This is a genomic window from Bradyrhizobium sp. USDA 4472 (assembly GCF_054058595.1).
Genome location: NZ_JBSSAM010000001.1, coordinates 7482560 through 7503443, shown reverse-complemented (window position 1 = coordinate 7503443; position 20884 = coordinate 7482560). Strand labels below are relative to the sequence as shown.

Here is a 20884-nt window from a genome sequence, read left to right as displayed (position 1 = left end):
CAGCACCCCCAAACTCGCAGAGGGCCACTGCCGTCATCTAAACTGAATACGAAAGCCGCGAGCACCCATGCTGGCAAGGTCCATAAAAGAAACAAACCCACGTAAAACAACACCTTGTTCTGACGCTTCATGTTTTGATCTCCGTATTTTTAACTGAGTGTTCGAAGTAGTCTCGGATATCGGCCTTCATCTCTTCGCAGACGTTGGGGTCTTCCAGAGCTGCCGACAGCCACTTGTCGATTTTGCGTTCTGTTGGACGGCGGTTGGCAGATGTCACGTCCAAGGCTTCAAGAGCCCAGCCAATCCTCGTTTTTGCGGCGTTGTAGGCTGCGATATCGATGTCAGCCAAAGCGGCGCGAAGCTGCTCGGTGGGGTCGCGGCTTGCGGAGCCGCATTGAATAGGCTCGACCGCTGCCGGAGACCGCGCCGCATCGGTTAGCCGCATCAACGCAAATGCATCGAGATACTGCGCCACCGTGTAGTTATCGCTATCCGCCCATGTGTTGGTGCTGAGTTCTGCCAATACGTCGGAGGCGACTTCGCGCGCCTCGCTAGAGGGGTAGTCGGGCAACGTCTTGATTTCGCTGCCGCTCATGACTTCCTCCGTTCCGCGTCGGATAGGCCGCTGGTTTCTGCCGGAGACTGCGCAGCTAGTGCCTTAGCGGCTTCCAGAATGACGCGCTGGTTGTAATCGCTAGTGGCCCCGATCCCGTAAACTGACGCCTCATGGAGTGCTGCCGCCAAGCGCTTATCTACACCTTGCGTAGGACTGGACGGCAGCGGCGTCTCGGTGTCCCACGCATGCTCGGCAATGCGGTAGGCTTCGCCGTCGATCAGAATGTTGGCAATCCGCTTGGCGTCTTCTTTCCGCGCGAACCGGATAGCGCGGGAATGGCTAAAGCTCCATTCATGCTGAATGCCACCGCCTCCGGTCACAACACAGCCGCACCAATATTCGACCGAAGCCGTTCCGCTCCACCCGGCTTCGATTAGCCATGCGTACTCGGTCGCGGAGGCTGCTACACCTTGGGCAGGTGCAGTGCCCACAACCTTGTCCCCATCGAGGTTTAGAGATACGTGGCGTTCGTCAGTCATGCTTCAGCCCTCGCAGCAGCCCGGCGGCGTAATGCCTCCGCGGCAATTTCGTGTTCGTTGCGGTCATAGTGCGCCGTCATCTGCACATCGGAGTGCTTCGCCGCGTGGCGCATGAACTCGATCGGGACGCCGGCCTTGATGCCTTCCGAGATCCCGCCGGAGCGGGAGTGCATGTTCTTGACTTCCTTGGGCACGCCGCAGAGATCAGCGATCGAGCGCCAACGGCGGCGGAAGTCTGACGGGTCCCAAGGATAGGAGGTGTGCTCGCAGATGATGACCGGGCCACCTGCATCGTGCTGCCAGTCCGGAACGTGCTTGAATTCTTCGACTACCTGGGGCGCATGAATTAGCGGCAGGATCAGCCGCTTCTGCTTTTTGGAGGTGACGTGGTTCAGGACGAGATCAGGCCCGATCTCCTCCCAGGTGATCCCGCGCTGCCATTTCTTGTCACCAAGGGTGACGATCCCTTCCCCGGGCTCGCTCAGCGGCACCAACTCGCCAAGGCAGTCCTTCTGCCGGAGGAGGGTGTCAAACTGGATGGCCTGGGCGAGGGCGATCGAGAAATAGCCAATCTGTCGGGCCTTCTCCCGGATTGCGACGCACTGATCCAAGGTCAGGAATGAGTTGTTCCGCTCACCCGATGCCGGGTCGCGCCGCTGGCTGATGGAGATGCAGATCCGGGTGCAGTCCGGATCGTCCAGCATCCCGGCGCCGTAGCCGCAGAGCGCCCGCAGCTTCGACATGAAACTGTGAGCTGTCGCCAGCGTCCGGCCATCATTCGACCAGCGGAGGTGCATTTCCTCCAAGGTCCTGGCCTTGATGTCGGAGAGCTTCAGGTCGCCATAGGTGGTGACCATCCGGTTCATCAGGTTGTCGTGGTTAACGCGGGTTGCGTACCTGAGCTTGCGATAGCGTGAGACCTGATCGGTTCGGTATTCGTGGATGAGCTGGCCCAGCGTGCGGCCGTGAACAGGCGGCGAACCGGCCTGTGTCAATCGTGTGCCACTTTCCGAAACTGTTCCGGTCTCGTTCATGCTTTTCGAGACCTGATCGTCAGGGCACGAAAAATCTAAGTGTTGGATTTCTTGAGGATTTTGCTGAGATGCAGTTTCGCTATACTCCCCCCGGACGGGTCTTTTCATTTGGGCCCATCCGATGTCTTGAAGCGCGATGTGCAAGCGCCAGGTCTGATCAGCCTGCGGTTGAGGCCGCAGCTGCGGTCGTCGTCGCAAGGCCGGCGCGGGACGCGGCAAGCCCGCTATGCTTGTTCGAAGCTTGACTCGCAAACCCCTGAGAACTCCGCACGACTACGGTATTTCGTGACGAGAGCCGTGGCGTTGCTGGACAAGTCAAAACTTTTCCACAAAATATTCACGTCGCGTCTAAATTGATTCGTGTGCGTTGCGTCGCGTCCGTATTTTCTCCTGACGGGCTGGTTTATGACACATCGCCAAAGCACGGCTGTTGACCGCGACCTTGCGGCACGCTGGTGCGTTCTTGCCGAACAGCGGCTGGAGCATCTCTCCGAAATGTTCGAGACCGGACGCTGGCGCCGCTATCATTCCGAGCTCGCATTCCTTGAAAACATTCAGGAAGCCAAGCGTGCGGTCCAGACCTGGCGCGCGCTTGCGAGTGGCGGGGACGTCGCCGCGGCTGCCGCGAGCGTGACCTCCGCATTCGGCTGGTCGCCGGCGACCATGCCGCGCGTGCTTCCGCGCGAGCAGGCTCAGACCGTGCAGCCAAAGGCCGTGCACATCGCGCCCGAGACCACCGTGTCGGTCACGCTCGAGCCGACGCCGGGCGTGCTCGCAGATGTCGTCGAGGCGCCCATCGCACCGCTCGTCCCGATGGCGCCGCCAGCTCGAATGGCGCCGACTGCGCCGGCGGAGTCGATCGTCGCGTTCCTGCAGACCTTCGCGCCCCCCGCTGACAACATCGTCGCCGCCCCCGAACGCGTCGTCGAATTCACCTTCAGTCTCGATGGCATCGAGGCAAAGTACCCGCTGCTGCGCAATGCGTTCTAGGCTCAACGTTCCAGAGACCGCCGCGCTCTTCTCCATTCCGGCATCCTGAGGTGCGAAGCATGGGACGCAACGCGTCCCATGGAGAGCCTCGAAGGATGCACGGCCCGACTGCCAACGCGGCGCTACTGTCGCACCGCGTTGCCGCCGATCATCACCTGCGTAAAACGCTGCGCGCCGTCCGCCGACAGGTCCGAGGTCACGGCACGCGCGTGGTCCAGGCCGACGACGGCGCCGCGTGGGGTTTCCGAGATCATGTTGTTGTTGACGAGTGCGGCGCCGGCGCCCGGCGCGACGGAGACGCCGATGCCGGCGAGCGCCTTGCGGATCACATTGCCCGTGATCGCGACGTCGCGCAGATATTGGCCCCAGCCTGCGACGATGCCGTAGGACGGCGCATTCTCGATCACATTGCCTGTGACCGACGTGTCGGCCTCGACGTAAATGCCGATGCCGGCATCGTCATCCGGCGCCGTGCCGATCGGCCGCTTCGGGATCAAATTGCGGATGATGTTGCCCTGGACCACCGCGATGCGGCCGCCTTCGTTGAAATTGCAGACGGAGATGCCGACGGCCGCGCCATCGACCGTGTTGTTGGCGATCACTGCTGCCTCGAACGAAAACTCGGAATAGAGCGCGACCTCGCGCACGTCGCTGACGCTGTTGCCTGATATGTGGATGTTCGAAGCCGAGTTGCCGCGCACCGCGGAGTAGTCGCAATTCCTGATGCGGTTGCCGCGCACGATGACGTTGGCCGCGCGAAAGGCGTTGATGCCGTTGCCATACTGGCCGGAGCCGCCGGGGCCTGCCTTGATGTCCTCGATGCGATTGTCGGCGACGAGAGTGCCGTCGTCGCCGATTGCGGTGCGCAGGATTTCGATGCCGTTGTCGTTGGTGCCGGCGATGGTGTTGCGGGAGACGCTGAGACCCTTTGCGTCGAACGAGACCACGGCAGTCACCGCGATGTCGGTGAAGATGTTGCCGGCGATTTCGCCCGACACCTGCTCGAGCCAGATGCCGCTGCCGCCGGAGCCGGTGATCTCGCAATCGGTGATACGGACATCGCGGCCGCCCAGGACATGGATCAGCCCGCGCCGGGTCGGCAGTGGAATGCCGGCTCCTTCGAAGGTAATGCCAGTGAGGCCGATCGCGTCCGCGCCGTCGCTCTGTATCGCAGATGCTCCCCCGGTGAAGACGAGTTTCGTCGCGCCGCGCACGCCGATCAGTTGCGCTCCATCAGGCAGCCGCAACAGGCCAGTGCGATAGACACCGGGAGGCAGAGCAAGAGGCATCCGTCCGCGCGAGGCTTCGTCGATGGCCCTCTGGAGCGCGCGGGTCTGGTCCTCGCTGCTGCCGGGGCGCACGCCGTATTGGGTGGCATCGCGGCCGAGCAAGGACGTCAGCGGCGCGGCGCGCGCGGCGTCGACCGGCATCGCGAGCGCGCCGGCCACGCCGGCGGTCGAAGCTCCAATGAGATGGCGGCGGCTGAGGTCCATGATGCGTCCTTCGGCGGACGCGGGATGTCCGCGAGAGTTAGGTAGCGCAGGGCGGAGGAAGCCGTGAGGATTGTTCGTGGTAGGGTTAAATGTTTACGCAACCGAATGTGCGTTCCTTGCGGGCCAAGTACACCATCTCCATCAACATCGCTTCGCCGGCATCCACCAGTTCCTCGAGCGTGATCCGGGGCGCGCCCTTGCGCCGCACTGCGCCGCTGCGGGCAAGCAGCGGAATGTGGATGAATGCCGCCAGCCTCGGGCCGCCTGCCTTCACATTCTCGATCGCGCGCCAGCTCAGGTAATTGCAAAGATAGGCGCCGGCATCGCGCGAGGGCCGCGCATCGATGCCAGTGAGGCGCGCGGCGCGCAGCAGCCTTGCCGTATGCGGACCGAACGTCATGGCGTCGGCATGACCAGCGATGCCGCGCTTGCTCGACCGCGTGTTGGCGGCATCGGGCCACAGCATGGTGACGGCGTTACGCGCGCGGCTCTCGATGCGCAGGTAAGGCGTGCGTGCGGCGAGGCCGAACATCAACAGCGCATCCGGCTTCACCTGCGCCAGCACATCAGGCAATTGGCGGTCGACTGCGGCGTAGGTCACCGGAAAGATATGGCTGAAAATCTCGACGTCATCGAGCGCGGGACGGCGCAGTTGCGCGAGCCGCGTCACCAGGGGCCGGGTCGGATTGTGCGGCGCGCCCGGAAACGGCCCGAAGCCGGTGAGGAGAAGGCGGAGTTTTTCGCTCATTGCAGCAACTCCAGAATCCGCTCGGCGGCGAGCGCCGGGGTGAGATGGCCGTCGGCGACTTCCGCCTCGATCTTTTTGACCCTGGTGCGCACCGACGCCTCGCTCCGCAACCGCGACAGCATGCGGCTTTCCAGCATCGACCACATCCATTTCACCTGCTGGTCGCGCCGGCGCGCGGCGAACTCGCCGGAGGCATTCATCGCCGTGCGGTGATCCAGAACCTTCTGCCAGAGCTTTGCGATGCCGTCGCCGGTCAGCGCCGAATACGTCTCGACAGGGGGATGCCAATGCGCGGATCGGGGGCTCAGAATATGCAGCGCGCCGCGGTAATCCGCGGCCGTGATGTTGGCGCGCTTGACGTTGTCGCCGTCGGCCTTGTTGATCGCGATCATGTCGGCGAGCTCGACAAGGCCCTTCTTGATGCCTTGCAACTCGTCGCCGCCGCCCGGCAGCATCAGGGCCAGGAAGAAATCAGTCATGTCGCAGACCGCGGTCTCGGACTGGCCGATGCCGACGGTTTCCACCAGCACGACGTCGAAGCCGGCCGCTTCGCACAGAAGCATCGCCTCGCGCGTCTTGGCCGCGACACCGCCGAGGGTGCCTGATGACGGCGAGGGGCGGATGAAGGCATCGCGGGACGCCGCGAGTCGCGCCATCCGCGTCTTGTCGCCGAGGATCGAGCCGCCGCTGCGTGCCGAGGAGGGATCGACCGCAAGCACCGCAACCTTGTTGCCCCGTTCGATCAGGTAGCTCCCGAGCACATCGATGGTGGTGGATTTGCCGACACCGGGCGAACCCGTGATGCCGACGCGAAATGCCTTGCCGGTATCGGGCAGCAGCATCTGCACCAGCTCGCGCGCCTGCGCCTGGTGATCGCCGCGCCGGCTCTCCACGAGCGTGATGGCGCGCGCCAGCGCCGCACGATGGCCGGCGCGCAAGTCGCGGGCGAGGGCGGTGATATCAAGCGACGTCTTCTTCTCAGCCATGCCCTGCTTTACAACGGCGGAAGCGGGCGGGCGAGGGCCCCCAGACCTGGTAAATCAGGCTTTGGCAAAGCCGGCCGCCTTCATGGCCCGTCCCATCCGGCGATCCGCCTGGTCCATGAAGGTCGCGAACTGGCCGGCATCGCGCCAGACGGCGCCGAAACCGCGTCCGGTCATGAAGTCCTTGAATGCGGCGGAGTCGTATACCTTCTTCAAGGCTGGGTCAGGCTGGTGGCGATGTCGGGAGGCAAGCCCCTGGGTCCCCCGATGCCGCGCCATGAACTGGTGGAGTAGTCGACGCCCAGCGCCTCCTTCAGCGTCGGGACGTCGGGGAAGATCGGATTGCGCGCCGGCGACATGATCGCGAGGCTCCGCGCCTGTCCGGCATCGATCGTCGCGCGCGCCTCCGGCACCGAGCAAGTGGTGAGATCGAGGCTGCCCGTGACGAGATCCTGCATCGCCGCTGCCGCGCCATTCGACGGCGACCACGCGACCTGGTTGGCCGGCAGTCCCATCGCCTGCATCCAGCCGACCAGCGCAAGATGCCAGATGCCGCCTTGTCCGGTTCCTGACGCCTTGAAGCGTCCCTGCGGCGCCAGTCTCATGGCCTCCATGAGCTCCTTCGCCGTCTTGTATGGCGAGGAGGTGGACACCTGGATGCCTGGCGGATCTTCATTCATCATCGCCAGCGGTTCAAAATTCCGCGGTGTCAGATGCGTCGCGGCCTGCCAATGCAGCATCGCGATTTCCACGGTCAGCATGCCGATCGTGTAGCCATCGGGCGGGGCGGTTGCGATCTCGGCGTGGCCGATGACGCCGGACCCGCCGATGCGGTTGACGACGTTGAACGGCTGGCCGAGTTCCTTCTCCAGCAGCGTCGCGATCATGCGCGCCGTCGCGTCCGAGCCGCCACCCGCGCCCCAGGGCACGATCAGGCTCACCGGCCGCGCCGGATAGGATTGTGCGCGTGCACGCGGGAGAACAGCGGACGTGGCGGCAGCCACCGAAGAAGCCGCAAAAACGCGGCGGGTGATTCCTGGCATCAATAGTTCCGGCGGCGCCCTCGGGAATCGGGCTCGTGTCAATGCAATAAGCTACGCAGTTTTGCGCTGATGTCGCAAGCGGCCGTCCCGCGGCGCGGTAAGCAATGGTTTCCCTAGTGTTGCTCGTCAGCGTCGGCTTTGGGCCGCGCTCCGCCGAAAATGCGTGCGCCTTCCGGCGCGAGATAGGGCTTCAAAGTCTGCCACGGAACGAACGCGACATATTGCCCCTCGGCATAGGGGCCGACGGCATAGGGCGGGTAGTGAAACGTAAGACCGGAGCTCTTGTCCGGTTCGGTCGAGGGCGCGAGCGTCACCGCGCCGATCTTGGACAGGCTCGGCTCGACGGCCTTGAACCATTCAGTGGTCGCGGTGTCGCTGCCGTCGCGCTTCTTCTTCTCGATTTTCAGTGAGGCGATGATGGCCTTTGCCATCGCCTTCAGGGTTGGGCCGTTGTCTGCAGTCTCGGCGAAGAACGGCCGGATCGAGATCCGCTTGCTCTCGGACTTGTCCCAAAGAATCGTGTTCACGTCCGAGTTGGGATGAGCGCCATGGGTATCCATGTAGTCGTCGCGCAGCACGCTGACATAGCGATCGGCAACGACGGAGCGGATCGAATATTTGCGCTCGAAATCCCAGCCACCTGCCGTGAAGAATTGCGGATCCTGCTTGCGCGAGGCGGCAGCGTCGGCTGCGTTCTTGTCGAGCCACTTCTTGCCTTCGGCCAGGCAATCGGCAGCGAGCGCGGCATCCGCCTTGATCTTGTCGTCGAGGAAGACGCGGGCTTCGATGTTCCTGTTCTTGACGAGTGCGTCAGGCTTGGCGTCGGCCGCGAGGGAGGGGGAGGCCAGCGCGATGGTCGCGATAGCTGAAAGAATCGCGACAGAGCGCGGGAAAAACCCTGCTCGCCTGTTTGCACAATGATACGTCACGTCAGTATCCATCAACTCTCTATCCGAACGTCGTCGAGGCGCACGGACGTTTGCTTGAGCGCAACGATCGCAAGATGAACCAGCGCAGAACGCGCAGCGCGCACACCAGGACGTGATGATTGTCGCGACAGCACGCCTGCTGGTTTGATGCTGGGAGCCTGAAGGCGGCGGAATTACTCCGCCGCCTCGCTGTGCCCGAGCCGGGCATTCAGCTTGCGGATCAGCTCCTCGGCGGCATCAGCGATCACGGTGCCGGGCGGGAAGATCGCTTCGGCGCCGGCCGCGTAGAGCGCGTCGTAATCCTGCGGCGGGACCACGCCGCCGACGATGATCATGATGTCCTCGCGGCCCTGCTTTTTGAGCGCGGCTTTCAATTCCGGCACGGCCGTGAGGTGCGCAGCCGCGAGCGAGGAGACGCCGAGGATGTGGACGTCGTTCTCGACCGCTTGCCGCGCCGCCTCATCGGCGGTGGCGAACAGCGGCCCGATGTCGACGTCGAAGCCGATATCGGCAAAGGCGGACGCGATCACCTTCTGGCCGCGGTCGTGGCCGTCCTGGCCGATCTTGGCGACGAGGATGCGCGGACGGCGGCCCTCTGCTTCCTCGAACGCATCGATCAGCGCCTGAACCTTCTCGACCTGGTTGCCCATGCTGGACGCCTCCCGCTTGTAGACGCCGGTGATGGATTTGATCTCGGCGCGGTGGCGGCCGAACACCTTCTCCATCGCGTCCGAAATCTCGCCGACGGTTGCCTTGGCGCGCGCCGCGTCGATCGCGAGCGCGAGCAGATTGCCCTTGCCTTCGCCGGCCGAGCGCGTCAGGGCAGCGAGCGCGGCATCGACGTCCTTCTGGTTGCGCTCGGATTTGAGCCGCGTCAGCTTGTCGATCTGCAAGCGCCGCACATTGGTGTTGTCGACCTTGAGGATCTCGATCGGCGCCTCATCCGTAGGCTTGTACTTGTTGACGCCGATCACCGCCTGCTTGCCGGCATCGATGCGCGCCTGGGTCTTCGCCGAGGCCTCCTCGATGCGCAGCTTCGGCACGCCGGCCTCAATGGCCTTTGCCATGCCGCCGAGTTCCTCAACCTCCTGGATGTGGCTCCAGGCCTTGGCCGCAAGATCGCGCGTCAGCCGCTCGACGTAATACGAGCCGCCCCAGGGATCGATGATGCGGGTGGTGCCGCTCTCCTGCTGCAGGAACAGCTGGGTGTTGCGGGCGATGCGCGCGGAGAAGTCGGTCGGCAGCGCCAGCGCTTCGTCGAGCGCGTTGGTGTGCAGCGACTGGGTGTGGCCTTGCGTGGCCGCCATCGCCTCAACGGTCGTGCGCATCACGTTGTTGAACACGTCCTGGGCGGTCAGCGACCAGCCCGAGGTCTGGGAATGCGTGCGCAGCGACAGTGAGCGGGGGTCTTTCGGGTTGAACGGCTTCAAGAGCTTCGCCCAGAGCAGCCGTGCGGCGCGCAGCTTGGCCACCTCCATGAAGAAGTTCATGCCGATCGCCCAGAAGAACGACAGCCGCGGCGCAAAGCGGTCGACGTCGAGCCCTGCGGCAAGCCCGGCGCGCAGATATTCGACGCCGTCGGCAAGCGTATAGGCGAGCTCGAGGTCCTGCGTTGCGCCGGCCTCCTGCATGTGATAGCCGGAGATCGAGATCGAATTGTACTTCGGCATCTTTTGCGAGGTGTACGCAAAAATGTCCGAGATGATCCGCATCGAGGGCGCGGGCGGATAAATGTACGTGTTGCGCACCATGAACTCCTTCAGAATGTCGTTCTGAATGGTGCCCGACAGCTTCTCCGGCGGCACGCCCTGTTCCTCGGCGGCGGCAACGTACAGCGCGAGGATCGGCAGCACCGCGCCGTTCATGGTCATGGACACGCTCATCTGGTCGAGCGGAATGCCCGCAAACAGCGTGCGCATGTCGTAGATGGAATCGATGGCGACGCCGGCCATGCCGACGTCGCCGCCGACGCGCGGATGATCTGAGTCATAGCCGCGATGCGTGGCGAGATCGAAGGCGACCGAGAGGCCCTTCTGACCGGCAGCCAGGTTGCGGCGATAAAACGCGTTGGAGTCCTCCGCCGTCGAGAAGCCGGCATATTGCCTGACCGTCCAGGGCTGGTTGACATACATCGTCGGGTAAGGACCGCGCAGGAACGGCGCGATGCCCGGATAGGTCTCGAGGAAATCGAGCCCGGCGAGATCAGCCTCGCCATAGACAGGCTTTACCAGAATGCCCTCGGGCGTCAGCCACGGCTCGGCGCTGCCCGACGGCGCAACGGTTGCGGTCCGCTCGAACGCGACATCAGCGAAATCAGGAATGCGGCTCATCGCTTCAACCATATCCTCAATCATGGTCCGGATGCTGGTGGCTGACGATGGTCGCCATCTTCTCCGGCCCGTAGTTCTGCTGCGTGGTCTGGCTCGGCAGGTTGGAGATGCCGACCACCCAGCCGAGGCGGGACTCGGTGCCGAACTGACGCGTCGGCACCAGGCGATCCGGCCGGTCGAAAGCGCCGGTCATGATCTCGATCCGCTCGCCGTCGATGCGGCCAAAACTCAGCGGCGTGCCGCAAGCCGCGCAATAGCCGCGATCGGCGATCGTGGAGGAGCGGAAGAACGACGGCTCTCCCTTTGTCCAGACGAAGTCCGTGCGGTTGATGTCGGCGAAAGAAGCGAACGGCGCTCCGCTCGCTTTCTGGCACATCCGACAGTGGCAGATCGAGACCCGGTTGGGCGTGGCCGAGATCGCAAAGCGCACTGCGCCGCATTGGCAGCCGCCGGTGAGAACGGGTTTGCTCGCGTCGGTCATGCCTGCTCCATCCGCAAATAAGCGTCCTGCAACATGGCAAGCGCATCGCCGCCGGCAAACACGAAGCCGGTGACACCGGCGGCACGCAAGGCCGCCTCGGCTTCCGCGGGGCGGCCTGCCAGATAGATATGTCGCGCCCCCGCGGTTTGCAGGGCGCCGGCGGCGGCCTCGGCGTGTTCCGCATAGATCTTGTCGCTGGAACAAAGGCAGACGAGTGGGGCGCCGGAGGCCTTGAAGGCGGCAGCCAGCGTGGCGGGATCGGCAAAACCCTCGCTGTCGATCGCCTGGATACCGCCGGCCTCGAAGAAGCTTTTTGCAAAGGTTGCGCGCGCGGTGAAATCCGCAGGCGTGCCGAGAGCGGCCAGGAACACGCTCGGCCGTGCGCCGTGCGCCTTCAGGATCGCGTCGGACTTATCGCGCAACGCCTCGAACGGTTGTGCCAGCCGGATCGGGGCAAGTGCGTCGAACTTGTATTTTGGCTCGCCGTAAGGCGCGAGGGCGATCGGCGTCGCCTTCAGCACCGCCGTCTCGTTCTCATGCAGGTTCGGAAACTCGCTCGCGCCGGTCAGCACGTCGCGGCGCTTGGCGATGTTGGCGTCGCGCGCGTTTCGCGCGGCTGCGACCTTGCCCTGGAACAGCCCCTGCCGAAGCGCGGCGAAGGCGCCGCCGGCTTTCTCCGCCTCCTGGAACAGCGTCCAGGCGGTGTCGCAGAGCTGCGCAGTCAGTGTCTCGACGCCGCCCGCGCCGGCAGCGGGATCACTGACCTTGGCGAGGCTGCTTTCCTCGAGCAGCAGAAGCTGGGTGTTGCGCGCGACGCGCCGCGCGAACGGATCCGGCAGACCAAGCGCCAGCGTATGGGGCAGCACGGTGACCGCATTGGCGCCGGCAAGTCCTGCGGCAAACGTCGCGATCGTTGCACGCAGCATGTTCACATAGGGATCGCGCTGCGTCAGCATGCGCCAGGCGGTATCGGCCGCAACGAACAACGGTTTTGGCGTGAGCCCACACGCGGCCTCGATGCGTGCCCAGAGCAGTCGCAGCGCGCGGAACTTCGCCATGGTCAGGAACTGGTCGGCGTCGGCCGCCAGCCGCGCATAGACCATGCCTTGCGCCTGCTCCAGCGGAATGCCCGCGCTTTCGATGACACGCAGATAAGCGACGCCACAGGCGAGCACGAAGGCGAGTTCCTGAACCTCGGAGCCGCCGGCGTCGTGGATCACGCGCCCGTCGGCTGAGGCAAACGGCCCTTTGAAGCCGAGCGCGGCAAGGCCCTTGATGGCGCCGGCGACGGCGGGCGTGATCTCCTCCCAGGTGAAGGGGCTATGACCCCACACCGCGCAGGCCGCGAGCGGATCGAGTCCGAAGCGGATGTTGCAGGCGGCGGGATCGAGGCCTGTGCTCTTGACATATTCCGCAATATGGATCGCGGCCATCCGCGATTGCGGTCCGACCTGGAGCTCGATGCCGATGCCGGCGTCGAGGTGAATGTCCCTCAAGACTTTCGCGATCGCCTCGGCCGTCGGTTCCAGGCCGAAACCGTGGCTGCCGCTGCCGCCGGCGAACACGAGCGCGAGCCCGGTCGCACCGTTCTCGAGATCGGTCAGCGCTTGCGTATTGGCCATGCCTGCATCGGGATGATCGATCCGCTGGACGATCTGCCACGGCGCCGCTGCAGGCCGTCCCACCACCGGCGCGACGTCCTTGGCGCGGGGATAAAGTGGATCGATCTTCAATCCGTCATAGGTCTTGCCGACCAGCTTCTCGAACGGCCCGCCCTTCAACACGCCGTCGACCAGCTTGCGCCAGTCGTCAGCCGTCGCCTTGGGAAAATCAGCCGCCAGCGGCAGATCGTCGGTCACGGAGGTCATACGGCCAAGGGCTCCCAAACGTATCGACATTCGCAGGCGAAATTGCCACGGCGGAGCGCCCCTGCAAACGGTTGTTTTTGGTTAACCGGTATCCGAAAGCCGCTCAATGCCTTGCGTCGAGACGCTGGCGAGCCCGTCACGCACACGAATGCCTGAGATCACGCGGTCCGGCGCGATTTCGGCCAACGGCACCAGCACGAAGGCGCGCTCGAACAGCCGCGGATGCGGCAAGGTCAGATCGGGCTTCGCCATCGACACATTGTCATAGGCGATCATATCGAGATCGAGCGTGCGCGGGCCCCAGCGCCGATCCTTGCTCCGCGCGCGTCCGAATTTCTGCTCGACCTTCTGCATCACGAACAACAGCGCGTGCGGATCGAGATCAGTCTCGATCTCGACACAGGCATTGATGAAGGGATCCTGGTCCTCATCGCCCCAGGGCGGCGTCGTGTAATCCGACGAGCGCGCGATCACTGCTGCCTGCGCCATGCCGCAGATGTGGGCGATCGCCTTGGCGAAGGTCGTGCGGACATCGCCGACATTGCCGCCCAGTGCGATCAGCACGCTTGCCATATCAGGGATGCCGCGAGCGCGTCAGCACGACGCCGACGTCGTCGAAGATCGCGGCGATCGGCGCATGCGGCTTGTGCACGGTGATCTTCACGGCGCGGATGCGCGGAAAGTTCGACAGGATCGCATCGGCGACGGCGCCGGCCGCGCGTTCGAGAAGCTTGTAATTGGTGTTCTTGAAGGCCGCCGTCGTGGTCGCCACCACATCGGCATAGGAAACGGTGTCCGCGAGGCGGTCGCTGCGCGAGGACTCCGACAGATCGGTGTAGAGTTCGAGGTCGATGACAAACCGCTGGCCGACTTCGGTTTCGTGATCCAGCACGCCATGGCGCGCATGGATCGAGAGGCCGCTGACGAAGATCGTATCGGTCATTGCTTGCTCTCGATTGCGTGCGCCACCCGCAGGGCCTGCAAGGTCTCGGCGACGTCATGGGTCCGGATGATCCTAGCACCCTTTTGCGCGGCGATCAGATGCGCGGCGATCGAGCCGGCGAGGCGTTCCTTCGGTTGCGAGGGCGACACCGAAGCGATGAAACGCTTGCGCGAGGCGCCGACCAGGACCGGCAGGCCGAACATGTCCAGCTCCTGGAGCCGTGCAAGTGCGATCATGCTCTGCTCGGGGGTCTTGCCGAAGCCGATGCCGGGATCCAGCACGATCTTGTCGCGCGCGATGCCGGCCTTGGCGGCGATATCGAGCGAGCGCAGGAAGAACGCCTTCATGTCGGCCACGATATCGATCGCAGGGTCCGCACTGTCGCGATTGTGCATGACGATGACAGGCACACCTCGCGCTGCGACCAGCGGCGCCATGTCGGTGTCGCGCTGCAACCCCCAGACGTCGTTGGCGATGGCCACACCCTGGTCGAGCGCGAAGGCTGTAACCTCCGCCTTCATGCTGTCGATCGAAACCGGCACGCCGAGCGCCACGATTTCAGCCAGCACCGGTTTCAGCCGGGCCAGCTCGTCCGCTACCGTCACCGGCTTGGCGCCTTTGTAAGGGCGGGTGGATTCAGCGCCGATATCGATGATGTCGACCCCGGCCTCGATCATTGCCCGCGCCCGCGCCAGAGCCTGATCCGGCGCGACGAAATCGCCGCCATCGGAAAAGGAGTCCGGCGTCACGTTGAGCACGCCCATCAGCACCGGCAGAGGCCGGCCCACGAGCGTCCGTAGCGCATCCGGCCCGGCCGAGCCGGCCGGCGGGACGGATGGGGAGGGCGAGGCGTTCATGCGGGTGGCTTTGCGCGGTCAGAGAGGGGGAGTCAAGACGGGATCGGCGGCTGAGCCGATGCCACGCCGTAGCGCCAGCCCCGCGCAATGACGAAGTCATTGTCGCTGGAGGTCCGAGCCTCTTCGGCGAGCCTCGAAGGACGACGCGCGGCTCTCTCCGTGCAGATGTAGCGGCGGCCGCGCATCGTGCGACGCTCCCGGCGGCGCGATGCATCGCATCGCGCCAATCGCACCTCCAGCGACACCCGCTTCGCGGTTGCGCGGGATGTCGGATCAAGACGGCGCTACGATCAATAGGTAATCTTCGGCGGCAGCTTCTTGGCCTTGGCGATGATGTCGCCGACCGACTTCTCGGAAGGAAGAATGCGGACGAGCTTCTTCCGGTCGTTGGCCTCGCGCATGCTCTGAGCCAGCCTTGCCGGATTCCGATAGGCGAGCTCGCGCACGGTGGTCACGCCGGCGGCGCGGACCAGGCCGATCTTGGCCCGGCCCATGCCGGGAATCCGCATGTAGTCGGAGACGTTGGCCCACTCGAGGAGCTGCTGCTCGCTGATGCCGGTGCTGGCCGCGAGCGCCTTGCGTCCCTTGGCGGTGCTTGCGGCTTCCAGCAGCGCGTCGGTGGTGCGGATTCCCTGCGCCTTCAATTTGTTGGCAGCAAAGGCCGGCAGGCCCTGAATCTCGGAGATGGGATATGTCATGGTACTCGGCGTGAAATGACGACAGCTTCAGGCGAACTGGCTAAGGCCTGGCGTCCCTGCAATGATCTTGCCCATGTGATCCGCTCCGACTTTGTCTCGGCCATAGCGGAAAAGTTCACGGGCCACGTTCTGAATGTCGGACATGCCGAGACCAAGTCCCATCAGGCGCGTGCCGACCGCCATCAGACCGCCGCCCATCAGCCGCGACAGTCCGCCGCCGCTGGTGGACGCTTCGATCGCGCCTTCTGCACCAGGGATCTGGTCGATCAAGGCCTGCACGCTGTCGGAGGGACCTTCGCTGCGGAGGAATCCCAGGATAATGCCGACGGTCTTTTCAGCGACAGCACTATCTATACTGGCGCTTGTCGCCAGCCGTCCGATCAGCTCGTCCATATGGGCCTGCCCCTCAGCCGGTTCACATGCCGGAGATTATCTTCGAAAAATGATCTTGAGCCGGTGCGATGTGAAATTCAAGCGATGAACGCGCGCTACGTTCCGATTCATTCTCGAATACGGGAAAGGTGTTGCAGCAATGCAAGATCGAAGAAGAAATGGTTGCAAAGTTGCCGCGAGGCGAATGTATCGCTCCGACTTTCGACGCATACCGCGCGCGGTGTCTCCGACAAAGTCTTGATGTCAACGCGGTTTTTGAGCGGTTTCAATCGCCCTGCGACATGCGGTAGACTACGGAACTGGCGGGCTCGAGTTTCGATCCGCGAAACAACCATAGAGAAACTGATGACGGCGCAGGACAATAAGCTCGGCGATACCGACGACAAGATCTTCGTCGGCAAGGGAGACGAGCAGGCCTGGCTGACGCTGGCACTCGCCAATCGCCATGGCCTCGTCACCGGCGCGACTGGAACGGGCAAGACGGTCACGCTGCAGGTGATGGCGGAAGGATTTGCGCGCGCCGGTGTTCCGGTGTTCGCCGCCGACATCAAGGGCGACCTCTCCGGCATCTCCGAGGTCGGGCAGGCAAGGGATTTCATCATCAAGCGTGCCACCGAGATGGGGCTGAATTTCCAGCCGGACCAATTCTCGACCGTGTTCTGGGACGTGTTTGGCGAGCAGGGCCATCCGGTGCGGGCCACCATCACCGAGATGGGGCCGCTGTTGCTCGCCCGCATGCTCGATCTCAACGACGTGCAGGAAGGCGTGCTCAACGTCGCCTTCCGCGTCGCCGACGATAATGGCCTCGCCCTGATCGACATGAAGGATCTGCGAGCGCTGCTCGATGCCATCGTGCCTGACAGCGGCAAGAAGGGGCCGGACGCGGAGGAGGATCCGCTCGCGCCGATCCGCAAGGCAGCCCAGGGCTTCGGCAACGTCACCAAGGCGACCGTCGGCACCATCCAGCGCCAGTTGCTCGTGCTGGAGAACCAGGGCGGCACCAAATTTTTTGGCGAGCCGGCGCTGACCCTGAACGACTTCATGAAGACCGACCGCGACGGCCGCGGTATGGTCAACATCCTCGTTGCCGACAAGCTGATGCAGAGCCCGCGGCTTTACGCGACGTTCCTGCTATGGATGCTGTCAGAGCTGTTCGAGGAACTGCCCGAGGCCGGCGACCTGCCCAAGCCCAAGCTGGTGTTCTTCTTCGACGAGGCGCATCTCTTGTTCAACGACGCGCCGAAGGCGCTGATGGACAAGATCGAGCAGGTGGTTCGCCTGATCCGATCCAAGGGCGTCGGCGTCTATTTCGTCACGCAAAACCCGATCGACGTGCCGGACCGCGTGCTCGGGCAGATGGGAAACCGGGTCCAGCATGCGTTGCGCGCCTTTACCCCGCGCGACCAGAAGGCGGTCGCCGCCGCCGCCCAGACCTTCCGGCCCAACCCGAAGCTCGATACCGCCAAGGTGATCATGGAGCTCGGCAAGGGCGAGGCGCTGGTGTCGTTCCTCGAAGGCAACGGCACGCCGGCGATGGTCGAGCGTGTCATGATCCGCCCGCCTTCGGCCCGCATCGGGCCGATCAGCCCGGAGGAGCGCAAGGCGATCATGGATGCGAGCCCGGTGAAGGGCAAATACGATACCGCTGTCGATGCCGAGTCGGCGTATGAGATTATCCAGAAACGGATCGCGGGCACCGCGGCGCCGGCCGACGCTCAGGCAGGCGGAAGCGGCGGCATCCTCGGCCAGATCGGCTCGATCGTGGGCACCGTCTTCGGCACCAATACCGGGCGCAACCGGCTGACGACGGGACAGCGCATCGCGCGCGACGTCACGCGTACGGTCACCGACAAGGTGGTCGGCGGCGTCGTGGCCGATCTCGGCAAATCGGTCGGCGGCCAGCTCGGCGGCTCGGTCGGCCGCGCGCTCGTCCGCGGTGCGCTGGGCGGCCTGCTGCGAAGGTAGGCAGCCGAGGGAATCCTTGAAACGGCTTTCCGCGCCGTCGCCGCTCACCTCGCGGCGTACGGGAGGAAGTGCGCACTTGCGGCATGTGTCTGTCTGGACATATACCGACGTTTCCCCCGGCCGCAGATTGAAGGCATTGTGACCGCATCCCGTCCGTCCAATAAGCCCGGCGCGCTCAGATCGCTGTCGCTGCGCGCGCCGCTCGATCTGCTTTTCCTGGCCTGCTGCGTTCTCCTCACCGCCGATGTTCTCGGTCCGGAGATATTCGGCCACGGCAAGACCAAGGATTATGCGCTGTGGTACTGGGCCGGGCAGCAGGTGCTGGATGGCGGCCCGCTCTATCCCCGCGACTTCCACGAATATTTCGAGTTCATCTATCCACCGCTGTCGGCGATTTTGCTCGCGGTCCCGAGCTGGTTCGGCAAGATTCCGCTCTACCTCGTGCTGTCGGTGCTGAACGCGGTGGCGTGGTGGTACACGGGGATGCTCTCCAATGCCATGACCGGATCGGACCGCAAGCCCGGCCCGTGGCTCGAAGCCTTGCCTGCGCTCGTCACCGTGACCTTCGTGTTCGACATGTTCGATCTCGGTCAGCCCAATCTCGTTCTGCTGGCCATGACGCTCTATGGCTTCTGGTGCCTGCAGCATCAGCGGCCCTGGTTGGCGGGCTTCGCGTTCGCGCTCGCCACCGCCATCAAGGTGTTTCCGGTCGCTGTGCTGCCCTATCTGGTCTGGCGCAGGCAGTGGGCGGCGGTGGTCAGCATGCTCGCCTTTGTCGGCATCCTTCTCTATGTGGTGCCGGCGCCGATCCGCGGCTTCGAGCGCAACGCCGCCGAGCTCAACACCTGGTATCAGGGCATGGTGGGGTCGAGCTCGGAGAAGGGCTTCGGCCAGCGCGACGAGCAGAACTGGTCATGGGTCAACCAGTCCATCATCGCGATGACGCACCGTCTGGTCAGGCCGATCAACTACAATCAGGAGGACCCCAGTAAGCCGGCGCGCACGATGAATCTCATCGACGTCGACTACAGGACGGCGAACTGGATCGTGCTGGCGATGTCGACGTTGCTCGGGCTCGGCTTTGTCGCCGTCATGCCGCGGCAGGCGCAGCGAAATGCGCGCTCGGACGCCGAGGAGCTCGGCATCCTGTTCTGCCTGATGACGGTGGCCTCTCCGCTGGCGCGGCAATACTACTTCATGTGGCTGTTCCTGCCGTTGACGGTGCTGATGCATCGGGCCGCCTTCGATGTACGGCCGAAGGTTCGGCTGGGAACCTGGTTTGCGCTCGTCGCAGCCGGCTTCCTCATGCTGCTGTCGCTGCCGCCGTTTCCCAATGTCCTCCAGGCCTGGGGCAATAATCTGATCGCCACGGCGATCCTTGCACTTTGCCTTGCCTGGCACATCAGGCATCCGCCTGATGCGGCTAGCTCCGACGCCGCGGCAGAGCTAAAATCCAAAGCAGCTCGAAACTCAAGCGGTCTCGAGACTCGAACCGTCAGGGAATCCGACCATGGCCAACGCGCAGCTTCAATCCGTGCTCGACCACATCGACAAGGACTTTGACAACAGCCTCGAGCGCCTGTTCTCGCTGTTGCGGATCAAGTCGATCTCCGCCGATCCGGCCTTCGCCGGCGATTGCAAGGCGGCGGCCGAGCATCTGGCCAGGGACATCGCAAGCCTCGGCGTCGCGACCGAGGTGAGGCCGACCGCCGGCCATCCCGCCATCGTCGGCAAGACCGCGGCCGGTGGGCGGCCGCATGTGATCTTCTACGGCCATTACGACGTGCAGCCGGTCGATCCGGAAAATCTCTGGCACCGTCCGCCGTTCGAGCCCGTCGTGACCGATCATGCCGACGGCCGCAAGATCATCGTCGCGCGCGGCGCCGAGGACGACAAGGGCCAGGTCATGACCTTCGTCGAGGCCTGCCGGGCCTGGAAGAAGGTGACGGGCTCGTTGCCGATCGACGTCACCTTCCTGATCGAAGGGGAGGAGGAGGTCGGCTCGAAGAATTTCGTGCCCTTCATCGAGGCCAACAAGGACGAGTTCAAAGCCGACTACGTGCTGGTCTGCGACACCGGCATGTGGGACGGCGACACGCCGGCGATCACGACGTCGCTGCGCGGGCTGCTCTATGAAGAGCTGAAGATCACCGCGGCCAATCGCGATCTGCATTCCGGCGTGTTCGGCGGCAGCGCGATGAACCCGATCCGGGTGTTGACGAAAATCCTGGGCGGCCTGTTCGACGACGACAATCGCATCACCATCCCCGGCTTCTACGACGGCGTGAAGGATCTGCCGCCTGATATTCTGGAGCAGTGGAAGAAGCTCAACCTCACGCCGGAGATGTTCCTGAAGCCGATCGGGCTGTCGATCCCGGCGGGCGAGAAAGGACGGCTGTTGATCGAGCAGGCCTCTTCGCGTCCGACCTGCGATGTCAACGGCATCTGGGGCGGCTATATCGGCGAAGGCTCCAAGACCGTGATTCCGTCGCATGCGTCCGCCAAGGTCTCGTTCCGCCTGGTCGAGGGGCAGGACCCGCAGAAGATACGCAAGGCATTCCGCGATTACGTCACGGCGCGGCTGCCCGGCGATTGCAAGGTCGAGTTCGGCGACCATTCCGCCGCGCCTGCGGTCGCGCTCGACTGGAACATGAAGCCGCTCGCCGCCGCCAGCAAGGCGCTCGCCGAGGAATGGGGCAAGCAGACCGTGCTGATGGGCTCCGGCGCTTCGATTCCGATCGTGGCCGATTTCAAGCGCACGCTTGGGCTGGACTCGTTGCTTGTCGGCTTCGGCCTCGACGACGACAACATCCATTCGCCGAACGAGAAGTACGATCTGCGCAGCTTCCAGAAGGGCATTCGCTCTTGGGCAAGGATTCTCGCCGCGTTGGCTGAGGTAAAATAGGGGCGAGCTGCGTAGGGTGGGTTAGCGAAGCGTAACCCACCAAGTGCGCTACGCAATCGCCGCGGCGTGGTGGGTTACGCCTTCGGCTAACCCACCCTACGAAGTCACCCCCAAAATAAAAACGCCGCC

At 64.2% G+C, this 20884-nt stretch carries 19 protein-coding genes and 1 pseudogene; 4 read left to right on the top strand and 16 right to left on the bottom strand.

The window, feature by feature from the left end; translation table 11 throughout:
* Positions 1-127: 127 nt before the first annotated feature.
* The 3 genes from ACVWZ4_RS35420 to ACVWZ4_RS35410 are packed head-to-tail and all read right to left on the bottom strand — an operon-like array spanning position 128 to position 2129.
* Positions 128-595: a hypothetical protein gene (locus ACVWZ4_RS35420; RefSeq protein ID WP_456790472.1), complete on the bottom strand. Its 468-nt coding sequence runs from the start codon at positions 593-595 to the stop codon at positions 128-130.
* Positions 592-1095, bottom strand: a complete 504-nt coding sequence (locus ACVWZ4_RS35415; protein ID WP_456790471.1) for a hypothetical protein — start codon at positions 1093-1095, stop codon at positions 592-594. Before ACVWZ4_RS35415 ends, ACVWZ4_RS35420 begins: the two co-directional genes overlap by 4 nt.
* Positions 1092-2129, bottom strand: coding sequence for a hypothetical protein (locus ACVWZ4_RS35410; RefSeq protein WP_456790470.1), 1038 nt, complete (start codon positions 2127-2129; stop codon positions 1092-1094). Before ACVWZ4_RS35410 ends, ACVWZ4_RS35415 begins: the two co-directional genes overlap by 4 nt.
* A 405-nt stretch (positions 2130-2534) precedes the next feature.
* On the opposite strand from ACVWZ4_RS35410, the gene ACVWZ4_RS35405 reads away from it, so the two are divergent.
* Positions 2535-3119 (top strand): TIGR03809 family protein, encoded by a 585-nt coding sequence (locus ACVWZ4_RS35405; protein ID WP_456734539.1) that lies wholly within the window; start codon positions 2535-2537, stop codon positions 3117-3119.
* Positions 3120-3241: 122 nt separating this feature from the next.
* Here ACVWZ4_RS35405 and ACVWZ4_RS35400 read toward each other — a convergent pair whose 3' ends face one another.
* From ACVWZ4_RS35400 to ACVWZ4_RS35340, 13 genes and pseudogenes are all read right to left on the bottom strand, one after another.
* A complete protein-coding gene (locus ACVWZ4_RS35400; RefSeq protein WP_456739588.1) occupies positions 3242-4612 on the bottom strand; it encodes a TIGR03808 family TAT-translocated repetitive protein in 1371 nt (456 codons plus the stop codon).
* 85 nt (positions 4613-4697) lie between these two features.
* Complete coding sequence (locus ACVWZ4_RS35395) at positions 4698-5360, bottom strand: pyroglutamyl-peptidase I family protein (protein WP_456739587.1); 663 nt, start codon at positions 5358-5360, stop codon at positions 4698-4700.
* The gene (meaB, locus tag ACVWZ4_RS35390) at positions 5357-6346 is read right to left on the bottom strand and encodes a methylmalonyl Co-A mutase-associated GTPase MeaB (protein WP_456702593.1); all 990 of its coding nucleotides are present in this window, start codon (positions 6344-6346) and stop codon (positions 5357-5359) included. The genes ACVWZ4_RS35395 and meaB overlap by 4 nt, the downstream gene beginning before the upstream one ends.
* Before the next feature lie 54 nt (positions 6347-6400).
* Positions 6401-7386 (bottom strand): annotated as a pseudogene (locus ACVWZ4_RS35385) (tripartite tricarboxylate transporter substrate binding protein).
* 113 nt (positions 7387-7499) lie between these two features.
* Positions 7500-8261 (bottom strand): RsiV family protein, encoded by a 762-nt coding sequence (locus ACVWZ4_RS35380; protein ID WP_456790515.1) that lies wholly within the window; start codon positions 8259-8261, stop codon positions 7500-7502.
* Positions 8262-8488: 227 nt separating this feature from the next.
* Positions 8489-10645: a methylmalonyl-CoA mutase gene (gene scpA, locus ACVWZ4_RS35375; RefSeq protein WP_456734544.1), complete on the bottom strand. Its 2157-nt coding sequence runs from the start codon at positions 10643-10645 to the stop codon at positions 8489-8491.
* A gap of 16 nt (positions 10646-10661) precedes the next feature.
* Positions 10662-11126, bottom strand: coding sequence for a GFA family protein (locus ACVWZ4_RS35370; RefSeq protein ID WP_456702595.1), 465 nt, complete (start codon positions 11124-11126; stop codon positions 10662-10664).
* Positions 11123-12994, bottom strand: coding sequence for a methylmalonyl-CoA mutase family protein (locus tag ACVWZ4_RS35365; RefSeq protein ID WP_456739584.1), 1872 nt, complete (start codon positions 12992-12994; stop codon positions 11123-11125). The genes ACVWZ4_RS35370 and ACVWZ4_RS35365 overlap by 4 nt, the downstream gene beginning before the upstream one ends.
* 81 nt (positions 12995-13075) lie before the next feature.
* Positions 13076-13567 carry a 2-amino-4-hydroxy-6-hydroxymethyldihydropteridine diphosphokinase gene (gene folK, locus ACVWZ4_RS35360; RefSeq protein ID WP_456739583.1) on the bottom strand — a complete coding sequence of 164 codons (492 nt, stop codon included), beginning with the start codon at positions 13565-13567 and terminating at the stop codon, positions 13076-13078.
* 1 nt (position 13568) lies between these two features.
* Positions 13569-13937, bottom strand: coding sequence for a dihydroneopterin aldolase (gene folB, locus ACVWZ4_RS35355; protein WP_456702598.1), 369 nt, complete (start codon positions 13935-13937; stop codon positions 13569-13571).
* Entirely contained in the window at positions 13934-14794 is an 861-nt protein-coding gene (gene folP, locus ACVWZ4_RS35350; RefSeq protein WP_456702599.1) for a dihydropteroate synthase, read from the bottom strand. The genes folB and folP overlap by 4 nt, the downstream gene beginning before the upstream one ends.
* A gap of 290 nt (positions 14795-15084) precedes the next feature.
* Positions 15085-15492: a DUF4332 domain-containing protein gene (locus ACVWZ4_RS35345; RefSeq protein WP_456702600.1), complete on the bottom strand. Its 408-nt coding sequence runs from the start codon at positions 15490-15492 to the stop codon at positions 15085-15087.
* A gap of 27 nt (positions 15493-15519) precedes the next feature.
* Positions 15520-15885: a DUF2267 domain-containing protein gene (locus ACVWZ4_RS35340; protein ID WP_456702601.1), complete on the bottom strand. Its 366-nt coding sequence runs from the start codon at positions 15883-15885 to the stop codon at positions 15520-15522.
* 345 nt (positions 15886-16230) lie between these two features.
* Between ACVWZ4_RS35340 and ACVWZ4_RS35335 the strand changes: the two genes are divergently transcribed.
* From ACVWZ4_RS35335 to ACVWZ4_RS35325, 3 genes are all read left to right on the top strand, one after another.
* The gene (locus tag ACVWZ4_RS35335; RefSeq protein ID WP_456734546.1) at positions 16231-17850 is read left to right on the top strand and encodes a helicase HerA-like domain-containing protein; all 1620 of its coding nucleotides are present in this window, start codon (positions 16231-16233) and stop codon (positions 17848-17850) included.
* Between the two features lie 138 nt (positions 17851-17988).
* Complete coding sequence (locus tag ACVWZ4_RS35330; protein ID WP_456734547.1) at positions 17989-19413, top strand: glycosyltransferase family 87 protein; 1425 nt, start codon at positions 17989-17991, stop codon at positions 19411-19413.
* Entirely contained in the window at positions 19361-20755 is a 1395-nt protein-coding gene (locus ACVWZ4_RS35325; RefSeq protein ID WP_456734548.1) for a M20/M25/M40 family metallo-hydrolase, read from the top strand. The genes ACVWZ4_RS35330 and ACVWZ4_RS35325 overlap by 53 nt, the downstream gene beginning before the upstream one ends.
* Positions 20756-20884: the final 129 nt, after the last annotated feature.

Coding starts and splice junctions, on each gene's coding strand:
- scpA (WP_456734544.1), bottom strand. CDS start 10,645: ATGAGCCGCATTCCTGATTTCGCTGATGTCGCGTTCGAGCGGACCGCA.
- meaB (WP_456702593.1), bottom strand. CDS start 6,346: ATGGCTGAGAAGAAGACGTCGCTTGATATCACCGCCCTCGCCCGCGAC.
- ACVWZ4_RS35415 (WP_456790471.1), bottom strand. CDS start 1,095: ATGACTGACGAACGCCACGTATCTCTAAACCTCGATGGGGACAAGGTT.
- ACVWZ4_RS35420 (WP_456790472.1), bottom strand. CDS start 595: ATGAGCGGCAGCGAAATCAAGACGTTGCCCGACTACCCCTCTAGCGAG.
- ACVWZ4_RS35410 (WP_456790470.1), bottom strand. CDS start 2,129: ATGAACGAGACCGGAACAGTTTCGGAAAGTGGCACACGATTGACACAG.
- ACVWZ4_RS35370 (WP_456702595.1), bottom strand. CDS start 11,126: ATGACCGACGCGAGCAAACCCGTTCTCACCGGCGGCTGCCAATGCGGC.
- ACVWZ4_RS35345 (WP_456702600.1), bottom strand. CDS start 15,492: ATGACATATCCCATCTCCGAGATTCAGGGCCTGCCGGCCTTTGCTGCC.
- ACVWZ4_RS35340 (WP_456702601.1), bottom strand. CDS start 15,885: ATGGACGAGCTGATCGGACGGCTGGCGACAAGCGCCAGTATAGATAGT.
- ACVWZ4_RS35325 (WP_456734548.1), top strand. CDS start 19,361: ATGGCCAACGCGCAGCTTCAATCCGTGCTCGACCACATCGACAAGGAC.
- folK (WP_456739583.1), bottom strand. CDS start 13,567: ATGGCAAGCGTGCTGATCGCACTGGGCGGCAATGTCGGCGATGTCCGC.
- ACVWZ4_RS35395 (WP_456739587.1), bottom strand. CDS start 5,360: ATGAGCGAAAAACTCCGCCTTCTCCTCACCGGCTTCGGGCCGTTTCCG.
- ACVWZ4_RS35400 (WP_456739588.1), bottom strand. CDS start 4,612: ATGGACCTCAGCCGCCGCCATCTCATTGGAGCTTCGACCGCCGGCGTG.
- ACVWZ4_RS35335 (WP_456734546.1), top strand. CDS start 16,231: ATGACGGCGCAGGACAATAAGCTCGGCGATACCGACGACAAGATCTTC.
- ACVWZ4_RS35405 (WP_456734539.1), top strand. CDS start 2,535: ATGACACATCGCCAAAGCACGGCTGTTGACCGCGACCTTGCGGCACGC.
- folP (WP_456702599.1), bottom strand. CDS start 14,794: ATGAACGCCTCGCCCTCCCCATCCGTCCCGCCGGCCGGCTCGGCCGGG.
- folB (WP_456702598.1), bottom strand. CDS start 13,937: ATGACCGATACGATCTTCGTCAGCGGCCTCTCGATCCATGCGCGCCAT.
- ACVWZ4_RS35365 (WP_456739584.1), bottom strand. CDS start 12,994: ATGACCTCCGTGACCGACGATCTGCCGCTGGCGGCTGATTTTCCCAAG.